The organism is Clostridium sp. L2-50 (genome assembly GCF_000154245.1).
Taxonomy (GTDB): domain Bacteria; phylum Bacillota; class Clostridia; order Lachnospirales; family Lachnospiraceae; genus Coprococcus.
In genome coordinates, this window is sequence record NZ_DS480325.1 from 67931 (window position 1) to 79777 (window position 11847).

10 protein-coding genes are annotated in these 11847 nt (G+C 34.4%); all 10 read left to right on the top strand.

Annotated features, from left to right (window positions below; all coding sequences use genetic code 11):
- Positions 1–9: 9 nt before the first annotated feature.
- A complete protein-coding gene (locus CLOL250_RS10605) occupies positions 10–378 on the top strand; it encodes a DUF2304 domain-containing protein (RefSeq protein ID WP_008402442.1) in 369 nt (122 codons plus the stop codon).
- Positions 365–1267 carry a glycosyltransferase family 2 protein gene (locus CLOL250_RS10610; RefSeq protein WP_008402443.1) on the top strand — a complete coding sequence of 301 codons (903 nt, stop codon included), beginning with the start codon at positions 365–367 and terminating at the stop codon, positions 1265–1267. Before CLOL250_RS10605 ends, CLOL250_RS10610 begins: the two co-directional genes overlap by 14 nt.
- Positions 1268–1284: 17 nt before the next feature.
- Positions 1285–2178 (top strand): glycosyltransferase, encoded by an 894-nt coding sequence (locus tag CLOL250_RS10615; protein ID WP_161117345.1) that lies wholly within the window; start codon positions 1285–1287, stop codon positions 2176–2178.
- Between the two features lie 117 nt (positions 2179–2295).
- Positions 2296–3144 carry an NAD-dependent epimerase/dehydratase family protein gene (locus CLOL250_RS10620; RefSeq protein ID WP_274922276.1) on the top strand — a complete coding sequence of 283 codons (849 nt, stop codon included), beginning with the start codon at positions 2296–2298 and terminating at the stop codon, positions 3142–3144.
- Between the two features lies 1 nt (position 3145).
- A complete protein-coding gene (locus tag CLOL250_RS10625) occupies positions 3146–3916 on the top strand; it encodes an ABC transporter permease (RefSeq protein WP_119963415.1) in 771 nt (256 codons plus the stop codon).
- A 1-nt stretch (position 3917) separates the two neighbouring features.
- Positions 3918–5105 carry an ABC transporter ATP-binding protein gene (locus CLOL250_RS10630; protein ID WP_008402447.1) on the top strand — a complete coding sequence of 396 codons (1188 nt, stop codon included), beginning with the start codon at positions 3918–3920 and terminating at the stop codon, positions 5103–5105.
- A 56-nt stretch (positions 5106–5161) separates the two neighbouring features.
- Positions 5162–7513, top strand: a complete 2352-nt coding sequence (locus tag CLOL250_RS13430; RefSeq protein ID WP_008402448.1) for a rhamnan synthesis F family protein — start codon at positions 5162–5164, stop codon at positions 7511–7513.
- Positions 7513–9453, top strand: a complete 1941-nt coding sequence (locus CLOL250_RS10640; RefSeq protein ID WP_008402450.1) for a rhamnan synthesis F family protein — start codon at positions 7513–7515, stop codon at positions 9451–9453. The genes CLOL250_RS13430 and CLOL250_RS10640 overlap by 1 nt, the downstream gene beginning before the upstream one ends.
- Before the next feature lie 15 nt (positions 9454–9468).
- Entirely contained in the window at positions 9469–10503 is a 1035-nt protein-coding gene (locus tag CLOL250_RS10645; protein ID WP_008402451.1) for an acyltransferase family protein, read from the top strand.
- A gap of 16 nt (positions 10504–10519) precedes the next feature.
- Positions 10520–11644, top strand: coding sequence for an NAD-dependent epimerase/dehydratase family protein (locus CLOL250_RS10650; protein WP_008402452.1), 1125 nt, complete (start codon positions 10520–10522; stop codon positions 11642–11644).
- Positions 11645–11847: the final 203 nt, after the last annotated feature.

An 11847-nucleotide genomic window follows, 5' to 3' on the forward strand; every position in this document is an offset into this window, starting at 1 on the left:
ATGTCTATAATGTTAAGAGTATTACTGATTGCAATGTCGGTGATCAGTTCGTTTTATGTAATATGGAGAATTCGTAATTCCAAGATGCAGATTGAATATGCATTGTTTTGGATCATTATGGCAGTTCTGATGATCATTATGTCTGTATTTCCACAGATTGTATACTGGATCACCGGAAAGATGGGCATGATGTCGCCGGCAAATGTGGTGTACCTCTTTATTATAGCAATACTGTTGATCAAAACATTTATGATGACGATAGAACTATCCAGTCTGGAGAATAAATTCAAGGATCTGACGCAGCAGATCGCAATTAATGAGAAGCAGGCAGCGGATGAAAAGAAAGAAACTATTGGGGACAAAAATGGAACAGATTAATGTCTTGGTATCGACATATAATGGAGAAAAATATATAGAGGAACAGTTAAAAAGTATAGATTGTCAGACATATTCGAATGTTCATGTTTACGTTCGTGATGATGGATCGACGGATCATACAGTTGAATTAGTGAATCGATATATTCGGGAAAATGAACTTAGTGATAAATATACAGTTGCAACAGGAGAGAATATCGGATTTTCGAAAAGCTTTCATTTATTAATGCAGATGGCAGATTCAGGGGAGTATTGGGCATTTTGTGATCAGGATGATGTCTGGTATCCGAATAAGTTGTCAAATGCAGTGAAATGGATGCAAACACAGAAAAACGATATTCCTTTGTTATATCAGAGCAAAATTGCAATTGGAAATAGTGATCTGTCAGAAATAGTTCCCTATAAATATGAAAACTATAATTATAATTTTCAGAAAGCTTTTACATCTAATATTTTTTTTGGATTTGCCATGGTGATTAACCGGGAATTATATGATCGACTTATACGTGCAGATTTTGATCAAATAAAATATCATGATTGGTTTGCGGCGATCATAGTATCCGCTTTTGGAAAATATGTATTTTCGGAAGAAATAGAAGCTGTTCACAGGCAGCATGAAAATAATGCGTCTCCATTATATTTTTTAAAAAAAATTCCCGATGGGATTCGGTTGCTTCGAGGAGATAATTTTTATACAAGAAACGCAAGAGAATTTGATCGACTTTTTTTGTCTGAAATGGATGATGGTCAAAAAGAAATATGCACATTATTTATTAATGAAAAATATAGCTTAAAAACCGCTGTAAAAAAGACTTTTTATCCGAAAAGGTGGAATATGAGTCTAAGTGTGGAGTTTATACTGAGAGCCTTAATGTTGATTGGAAAAATATAAATATGATGGAGCAACAGATGAACAAAATAGCCGTTTTATTATCGTCATATAATGGATATGAATATATAGAAGAACAGATTGACAGTATCTGCAAACAGAAAAATGTGGATTTTACACTTTATATCAGAGATGATGGCTCAGAGAAAGAATTTGTAGAGTTACTTTGTGGACTTCAAAAAAAGTATGATTTTAAATTATTAAAGGAGAAAAATATTGGATTTTTAAAAAGCTTTATGGAGTTGCTTGCTGCTGTTGATGATGCGGATCTATATGCTTTTTCAGATCAGGATGATATTTGGTCAGAATCAAAACTGGAAATAGCAGAACAGTGGTTTCAAAAGCAGAATTCATATGATTCGATCCCACTTTTGTATCATAGTGCATATGATCTTGTAGAAAGGGGAAAAAAGGTAGGGCATTTTTATTTTCCTGATGCAGGATATGATTTTCGAAGAAGTATTACTGAAAACCATTTTTCCGGTTTCTCAATGGTTATTAACCGAAAAATGCGTGAAATGATGCTGCAGGGTGATCGTGACCAGATCGGATATCATGACTGGTGGGCAGCAATGATTGCACAGGCATTTGGAAAGTCATTTTCTGATGTTAAGACAGAAGCAGAGCACCGGGTGCACGGCGATAATGTGACAACATTTAATATAAAGACAAGATTAAAATGGTTGAAAAAGAATTTATGCGAAACTTCAGAGATAAAGAAACGGTCATGTGAATTTGAACGTTGCTTTAAAAATATGATGTCAGATAAAGATATACGGACATTGGCAATGTTCACACAGGAAAAGTATTCACTCAGGCAGTCATTAAAAAAGGCATTTTATCCTAAACGCTGGAGACCGGCAATATCCTCAGAGATCACAATTCGCCTTTTGATGTTGTTAGGCAGGGTGTGATTATTGCCTTATAAAAGTGATTGTGATAAAATGTGGCTGATATTGTAGAAAAATGTACTTAAATGTATAAGAATAAATGTAGATGAAGAAAGGAGTTGCACTAATTATTAAAGTAGTGTGGTAAAGGTTATGAAAGTAGCGGTAACAGGAGCGGGAGGATATATTGGTAGATTTGTTGTAAAAACGTTGGTAGATCAGGGACATGAGGTTGTTGCAATTGATTTTGTACATCAGGGAATTGATGAAAGAGCAAAGATTTGTGATGTGAATATTTTTTCAGGAGAGCCTGATGTATATGAGAAGATGGGCTGCCCTGACAGCGTAATTCATCTGGCGTGGAAGGATGGATTTGTACACAATTCTAATGCTCATATGGACAATCTTTCTTCTCATTATAAGTTCCTTCGTAATTTAGTTGATGCCGGATGCAAGAATATTAGCGTGATGGGTACGATGCATGAAATAGGATTTTACGAGGGAAAAATTGATGAAAATACTCCATGCAATCCATTGTCCCAGTATGGAATTGCAAAAAACGCATTGCGACAGGCACTTCTTACTTATACAAAAGATAAAGATGTAAATATATTTTGGCTTAGAGCATATTATATTCTTGGCGATGACAAAAAGAATAATTCTATATTTGCAAAGTTACTGGCTGCTGCTGAAGCCGGTAAAAAGGAATTCCCATTTACTACAGGAAAAGCAAAATATGATTTTATTCAGGTCGATGAACTTGCAAAACAGATAGTAGCTGCAAGTACACAGGATAAGTATACAGGAATTATAAATGTATGTTCCGGAAAGCCGGTATCACTTGGAGATCGGGTTGAACAGTTCATAAAGGAAAAAGGGTTAGATATATCCCTGCAGTACGGAGTCTTTCCTGAACGTCCATATGATTCAAAGATTGAATATGGAGATAATACTATTATAAGCAAAATAATGGAGAATGTTGGAGCATAATATGTTTAAAGAGATATATGATTATCGGACCATGATCGTAAGTTTGACAAAGCGGGATCTGATCGGAAGATATAAAAGGTCGGTTCTTGGTTTTTTATGGTCGTTTATCGATCCGCTGATTCAGCTGGCGGTATATACATTTTTATTTAAAATAATCTTACCGACAAATATTCCATTTTTCCATATTTGTTTATTTGTTGCATTGGTACCTTGGCTGATGATCTCATCCTGTTTAACAGGGGGATGTATGTGTGTTGCCGGTCAGCAGGATATGATAAAGAAAATATATTTTCCAAGAGAAGTGTTGCCGATAGCATTTGTTTCGGCACAGTTTATTAATATGCTACTATCATTCATTATTGTATTTGTTGTTCTTGGAGCGTCAGGATATGGTTTTTGTGGAAAAGCGTTATTGTTATTCCCTGTAGTTGTGATCATAGAATATATACTTGCATTGGGAATGACCTTGTTTTTTAGTGCCGTCACCGTATATTTTCGAGATATGCAGCAGATACTGGGAGCATTATCGCTGATTTTAATGTATGCATCTCCAATTATATATACGCTTGAACTGGTTCCTGAAAAATACAGACCATTTTATATGATAAATCCGATTACAAGAGTGATCGTTGCATACAGAGATATTTTTTATTATAAACAGGTTCCGGAATTTTCAAATATTATATTGGGATTGCTGGAAAGTATAATTGTTTTGATAATTGGACTCGTTGTGTTTAGGAAATTAAATAAGCACTTTGCGGAGGAACTGTAGTATGAACCAGGATGTTGCAATTGAAGTACAGCATATATCTAAATCTTTTAAGATTAGTTATGATAAAAGTAAAACATTAAAGGATAAAATCATATTTGCAAAGAAAGATAAATATGAAATTCATCAGGTATTGGATGATGTGAGTTTTACAATAGAAAAGGGTGAAGCAGTAGGTCTTATAGGTCATAATGGATGTGGAAAGAGCACGACTTTGAAATTATTGACCCGTATTATTTATCCTGATTCAGGAGAAATTAGTATTGATGGAAGAGTATCCAGTTTATTAGAGCTGGGAGCAGGATTTCATCCGGATATGACCGGAAGAGAAAATATATATACAAATGCTTCTATTTTTGGATTAACAAAAAAAGAGATTGATGAACGATTAGATGAGATCATAGAGTTTTCAGAATTGGAAGAATTTATTGATAATCCTGTCCGGACATATTCTTCCGGAATGTATATGCGGCTTGCATTTTCGGTTGCAATTAATGTAAATGCAGATATTTTGTTAATAGATGAAATACTTGCGGTTGGAGATTCTAATTTTCAGTTGAAATGTGCGAATAAAATGCAGGAACTGAAAAAAGAAGGGATTACGATAGTAATTGTTTCGCATTCCATGGGACAGATTGAGGAATTATGTGACAGATGTATATGGCTGGATAAAGGAAAGATTGTTTCAGATGGAACCCCACAGTATGTTCATAAATTATATATGGAATTTATGGGGCAGGCCAGAGCAGAACGATCTGAAAAAGAACGCCAGTTGATGGAAGAAGCTAAAAATCTGGATTTATCGATAACAAAGGTGGAATGTAAGAATAATGCCGGGGAGCCGAGAGTTGCATTTAGTATTGATGATGATATAAATATAACATTATATTATAAAATAAAATCCCCACGGAAGGTGGCTGTTCAATTTACTGTTTTCAGATCAGATTATATGATGTGTTATGAGAGAAGAACAGATGCTGAAAAGGGAACAGTACTTCTTGAAGGAGAAGGGAAAATACAGTTAAAGTTAAGAAAAGTACAGCTTTTATTAGGACATTATATGATTGATTTTTCATTCTATACGGAAGAGGGACATCTTATTAATTCATTTGAACGTATTTGTCAGTTTGACGTATATGCTGATGTAGAAGAACGGGGAATGTTCCGGATGGAACACCAGTGGAAGTTTTAGCCGGATGATCATTACAGATCAGACAATAAAAATAAGGGACAGATAGGATTATTTATATGAAGAGACAGGGTATTTTTTTATTATATGATGAACAGGGATGTGTAGATGAATATATAGTTTATATGCTGCAGAGTATGAACCAGTATTTTGATAAGATTACAGTGGTCTGCAATGGGATACTTTCATCAGAAGGACGGAAAAAATTAGAATCCATTGACAGGATCCAGGTGTTTGTCCGCGAAAATAAAGGATTTGATGTTTGGGCATATAAGGAAGCCATGGAACACATCGGATGGGAAGAGATAAAAGATATTGATGAATTGATCATGTTTAATTATACATTGATGGGGCCGGTGTATGAACAGGATCTGGACAGAATGTTTAAAACTATGGATGCGAAGAATGTAGATTTTTGGGGCCTTACTTTATATCATGGTGTTCCATTTGATCCATGGGGGATACTTCCTGATCATAAGCTCCCTGATCATTTACAGTCGCATTTTATTGCGGTTCGTAAACATATGCTTGCAAGTGTAGAATTTGAAACATATTGGAAGACCAGACCTATGATAACCTGTTATGAAGAGGCAGTAGCTTTTCATGAGGCAATATTTACACAACATTTTTCAAATTGCGGATTTAAGTGGAAAGCATATTGTAACCCTGAGGAAAATGTGATAGCTAATCCGTATCCTCTTTTTATGGCACCGATTCAGATGGTGATGGATTATCATTGCCCATTTTTCAAAAGAAAATTATTCTTTTATCCAATGAAAGAAAAAATAGTAGATTCCAGTAGTTATATTTCCCGAGTATTTTATCAATTTATTAAGCAGGAAACACCATATGATGAAACATTGATTTTAAAGAACCTTATCCGTACTGCTCCAATGCAGGATATTGTTGACGGATTAGGATTAAATGTAATTCCTGATTCAGAATGTGAAAGAATCGCAGAAAAGATAGCTGTTGTTATTGATGAAGATTTTTATCTGCAGCATCAACCGGATATAGATGATTTAGAAACACATGCAGATCTATATTATTGGGGAAGTGAGGAAAGCTTTCATCAGAAAAAAAATTGGGAGGAAATGCATCTTCTTGAATGTACGACAGGTAATTTTGCAGAAGTATATTATGCTGTTGGAGCATTTGCTAAGGAGTATGAATATATCTGTTTTCTGGTAAATGAAGATCGAAGTTATATTGCTGAAAATCTGGACAATGGACATACAGGCTGGATCATTGAAAACAGTATTTTAGGCAAAGGCGTATCGTTAGGGAATATAGTGTCTTGTTTAAATGATAATTCAGGAATTGGTTTGGTTTATCCTCCGAATTCAAGTCAAAGTTTATATTATTCAAGACAGTATAAAGAACGTGAATTAATTTCCTGCGAGATCCAACAGATATTAGAGGACAGTGATATACATTTGAATATAGCAAAAGTCAGGGGAAGTATAGGACAATATACAGGATGTTTCTGGTGTAGAAGTCAGGTTCTGCAAAATCTGACAGAGAATGTCGATGTCAGAAAGTGGTTATTGGCACAGACAGATCCATGTTTTGTTTTTACTTCTGTTCTGAGCCTGTGTGCACAGTCAATGGGATACTATACAGCAAGATCGTATAATAAACAGTTGGCGGGTATACAGATTGATAGTAATGATGTGATGAATGATGAAATTAATGCGGCTGTACAGAATACTTCTATGAGTTTCCCTCAGATGTGTAAGAAACTGGAGTGCTTACAGAACGAACTTACTTGTATTGCAGCATATGATTATGGTCAGGGATTTGCTTCAGTTTATCAGAAGAAAGTAGCAGTAGAGTATTTGGATAATGGAAAAGGGCAAATATGCATACCGGTACCTCGAAAAGTAAAGAATATCAAGCTTATTTTTAATGAAGATATGTATGTAATATTCGATGGATTAAGATGTGAAATTGATGGTATAAGTATTATAGATAATTTTATGTATAAGGATGATAAATATTCAATATTACATGGTTCGGATTCAGCAATATACTTGAACGGAACATTGAATGAGGGGGCTTCAATAAAAATATGTTTTGATGAAATATCCTATGGTTATTTGGGACATGGTATGGATTCTATTATTGGTAATATTCAGTATAAAGAGAGACAGCTTGCAGATATGCGATTATCGTTGCAGGATTACCAGAATGATCTTATAAATAAAAAAGCTGTTATTGCACTTCAGGAGCAGCGTCTTAAAGAGGCCAGAGAAGAAAATAAAAAGCTAAAGGAAGAACAGAAACAATTATATGAAATAAATGGCTATTTAACAAATGAAAGAAATGCATTAGTAGAATATCGTAATGATATCGAGAACTCTAAAACAAGAAGAATGCTTCAGAAAATTGATAAAGTGAGAGGAAAATAATGAAGATAAACAATGAGCAGGTAAAAAGATTAGGAATATATTTTTTCTATGAAAAAGAAGGAATAGTAGATTCTTATGTAAAATATTTTTTTAAGGACTATGTGAAACAGGTCACAGATATGATCGTTGTCTGTAATGGACAGCTCAATGAAGAAGGGCATAAGTTTTTTGAACAGTATACGAAATCTGTTATTGTCCGTGAGAATAAGGGCCTGGATGTTTGGGCATATAAGACAGCGATGGAATCGTTAGGATGGGAAAAATTAGTTCAGTATGATGAGATCTGTTTTGTCAATTGTACGATCATGGGTCCGGTTTATACATTGAAAGAGACTTTTGAAGCTATGTCAAAAGAGAATTTGGATTTCTGGGGAATGACCAAACATTATAAGAATGAATATGATCCATTTCATAATAATCGATATGGATATTTACCGGAGCATATCCAGTCTCATTTTATGGTATTCAGACAGTCTCTTGTAAAATCTGAAGATTTTCAGAGCTTCTGGGATGAAATGCCAATGATTAAAGGATACGAGGATTCAATTGGTAATTTCGAATCCATTTTCACAAAGCATTTTGCAGATCTTGGTTATAAATGGGATGTTTATGTTAAAACAGATGACATTTCAAATAAAACAGATTATCCATTAATGAATTATGCGAAGGAATTAATTCGTGATAAAAGATGTCCTATTTTTAAACGGAGAATGTTTTTTCAGCCATATGAGTACGAAATTTTCAACACTCTGGGACAACCCGGAAAAGAATTATATGATTATTTGAAATCAACAGGTTTATATGATGTAAATCTGATATGGGATAATATTTTAAGAACCTGTCATCAGGCAGATTTTGTAAAAAATCTTCATTTAAACTATATTCTTTCTTCATCTTCTTATGATCAGAATAAAATGGATGAGATTTTAAAGAAGAGAAAGCTTGCATTAGTCATGCACTTATATTTCCCGGACCTTGTGGAAGACTCTTTCCAGTGGGCGTCCAATGTTCCAAAGGAAACAGATGTATATATTACAACGGACACGGTGGAAAAGAAAGAAGCAATACTGAAAGTATTTAAAAATCTTCCATGTAATCATTTGGAGGTCCGTGTAATTGTAAACAGAGGAAGAGATGTCAGTAGTATATTGGTCGGCGTGAAAGACGTTATTCAGAATTATGATTATGCGTGTTTTGTACATGATAAGAAGACTGCTCAGGCGAAACCAGGCTCTGTAGGTGATTCTTTTGGCTACAAATGTTGGAATAATACATTATATAATAAAGAGTTTGTATGCAATGTATTGCAGACTTTTGAGGATAATGAGCGTTTGGGAATTTTATCTCCACCAGAACCAAATCATGGTCCGTTTTATCAGACATTAGGAAATGAATGGGGATGCAATTTTGAAAAGTCAAGAGAAGTAGCTGATAAGCTTGGCATTACAATCCCAATGTCAGAGGATAAGGAAGCACTTGCACCTTATGGTACTTTTTTCTGGTTCAGACCAACGGCATTAAAGGTTTTATTTGATCATGACTGGCAGTATGAAGAGTTTCCGGAGGAACCTAATAATTTTGATGGAACCATATTACATGCGATTGAACGGCTATATCCAATCTGTGTTCAACAGGCAGGATATTATCCTGGATTGTTAATGTCTGATCAGTATGCAGCCATAGAGGTAACAAACCTGAGATATTATGTCCGGGAATTAAATCGTGTTATGATTGACAAGGGATATATGGAATACGGATTGTTTAACATGGTTCTTCAGCGTTTGAAGCAGGGAGCAAAACAGGTTATTGCATTGGATGGACCAAGTTGCATGAAATTTGATTCGAAAATGCGAAAGATATTACCAAAATGGTTATATAAATTTTTAATTAAGATAAAACGAGCAATTTTTGGACCTCACGGATTAAAGGATCCGGATTAAGGGAGTAATACGGAAATGGGAAAAGAGAGATTATTTTATTTGGATTTTGTGAGGGCTCTGGCAGCTATCTCAATTGTAATTACACATTATAATGCTATATTTTTATATGCCAATCCGCAGATAAATAATTGTTATGTGATACATGCGTTTATTTTCAATATATATATTGGTGGATTTGGAGTATCGTTATTTTTAATTATTTCAGGTGCAGCATTAATGTATGTTTATGGTCAGGCATGTAATCTGAAAAAATTTTATTTGAAACGATTTAAAACATTGTACCCAATGTTTTGGATTGCATATATTATTGCATTCCTTGTTATATATGTATGGAAAGGGGCATGGAAATATACAACTATTCCAAAGGGAAAATTACTTCTTTCTGTAATCGGAATGGATGGTTATCTTGCAGATGTTATGCCAACATTTTATCTGGTTGGAGAATGGTTTTTGGGATTTATAGTCATATTTTATTTTGTTTTCCCATTACTCAGGTGGATGATCAATAAATGTCCGGTGGTTTTGGCCGTAATTTCGTTAGCAGTATATGTTATATTACTAAAATGGTATCCGATTCAATTTGCATCTTCTAAAAACCTGCTTGTGCGATTACCGGAGTTATTATTTGGGATGTATTTTATAAAATATATAAAGAAAGTAAAATTGCCTGTGGCGATTGTCGGCTTAGGAGTATTATTATTTAATCAGTTTTTTAAACCGGATCTGCCAACTGATTTGCAGACTACATATGTAGGAATCGCTGCATTTCTTGTATTAGTGTATATTTCACAATGGGTAAGAAGCCAGAGAATACAGGAGATATGTCAGTGGGTTAGCAAATATTCATATGCGATTTTCTTAGTACATCATATTGTAATTTATTATGTTATGATGACATTTAATTTATATGCAATTACACATGTTGAAAGTTATTTGATTTTCCTTGGATTCTGTGTCGTAATTGCAATTTTATCCAAGATACTGTTTGATGTAGATCATTACATCAATAAAGGCGTTGGTAAGTTAATTAGCAGAAAACAAAAACAATAGTAGAAGGAAAATAAAAATGAAAAAGATATTGATAACAGGTGGTGCGGGATTTATTGGCTCACACCTTGCAAATGAGTTGATAAAGAGAGGATATACAGTCAGAGTTCTTGATAACTTATCAGAACAGGTACATGGAAAAAATGCGAAGATACCAGCTGAATTAGATGAAAGAGTTGAATTCATCCTCGGGGATGTAAGAAATACAGAGGATTGGAGAAAAGCATTATCAGGAATGGATGTTGTTGTTCATCTGGCAGCTGAAACGGGTACTGGGCAGTCTATGTATGAAGTATATCATTATACTGATACGAATATAGGTGGAACTGCCAAGTTAATTGATATATTAACAAATGAAAAGCATTCAATTAAAAAAGTGTTGGTTGCATCTTCCAGAGCCATTTATGGAGAGGGAGCTTATAATTGCCTAAAACATGGAATTGTATATCCGGAATTTAGAACAGAGGAAGATCTGGAAGCAAAAGATTTTGGAATGAAGTGCCCGATATGTGGAGAAAGCGTTTCTGTTGTGGCTACAAAAGAAGATGCTCTTTTACATCCTGTAAGTGTATATGGTATTACAAAGCAGGTTCAGGAAGAATTGGTTCTTACATTGTGTAAAAATCTGGGTATACCGGCGTTGGCATATCGTTTTCAGAATGTATATGGTCCGGGACAATCTTTATCAAATCCATATACGGGTATTTTATCTATCTTTTCAACAAGAATTCGACAGGGAAAGGATATCAATATTTTTGAAGATGGTCAGGAATCACGGGATTTTGTCTATATTGATGATATAGTTGCAGCCCTTATCGCGGGAATTGAATCGGATCGCTACATGCACGAAAGTTTCAATGTAGGAACAGGCAAGATGGTAACAGTTGAAACGGTTGTAAATGAATTAATGCGGTGTTATAAAAAGACCGTTCCGGTACATATATCAGGCATGTTTCGTGTCGGCGATATCCGTAATAATTATGCAGATATGACAAAAACAGAAAAACTTTTAGGGTTTAGAACTAAAGTTGATTTTTCTGAAGGAATTGAGAAATTTGCTGATTGGGTATGCGGACAGGATATGAATCTGGATGGATATGAGCGGTCTCTTAATGAATTAAAGGAAAGAGGATTACTAAAATAGTTTTCAAATTTATAAGTTTTTAAACTTCTTAAACCTTATTAATTGGGAACTGAAGAGTGTAACAATACATAAGCGGATTCATCATAAGATGGATCCGTTTATTGTATAATAAAGATATGTAAATATTTATATTACCGGGCATCAAAACCACATGGGTTTGGGTAAAAGTTTGGTTTTTGTGTCTGAAAGGTTTGCTATACAAA

Excerpts from the sequence above, each read along its gene's own strand:
- CLOL250_RS10605 (WP_008402442.1), top strand. The coding sequence starts at position 10 with ATGTTAAGAGTATTACTGATTGCAATGTCGGTGATCAGTTCGTTTTAT.
- CLOL250_RS10610 (WP_008402443.1), top strand. The coding sequence starts at position 365 with ATGGAACAGATTAATGTCTTGGTATCGACATATAATGGAGAAAAATAT.
- CLOL250_RS10615 (WP_161117345.1), top strand. The coding sequence starts at position 1,285 with ATGAACAAAATAGCCGTTTTATTATCGTCATATAATGGATATGAATAT.
- CLOL250_RS10625 (WP_119963415.1), top strand. The coding sequence starts at position 3,146 with ATGTTTAAAGAGATATATGATTATCGGACCATGATCGTAAGTTTGACA.
- CLOL250_RS10630 (WP_008402447.1), top strand. The coding sequence starts at position 3,918 with ATGAACCAGGATGTTGCAATTGAAGTACAGCATATATCTAAATCTTTT.
- CLOL250_RS13430 (WP_008402448.1), top strand. The coding sequence starts at position 5,162 with ATGAAGAGACAGGGTATTTTTTTATTATATGATGAACAGGGATGTGTA.
- CLOL250_RS10640 (WP_008402450.1), top strand. The coding sequence starts at position 7,513 with ATGAAGATAAACAATGAGCAGGTAAAAAGATTAGGAATATATTTTTTC.
- CLOL250_RS10645 (WP_008402451.1), top strand. The coding sequence starts at position 9,469 with ATGGGAAAAGAGAGATTATTTTATTTGGATTTTGTGAGGGCTCTGGCA.
- CLOL250_RS10650 (WP_008402452.1), top strand. The coding sequence starts at position 10,520 with ATGAAAAAGATATTGATAACAGGTGGTGCGGGATTTATTGGCTCACAC.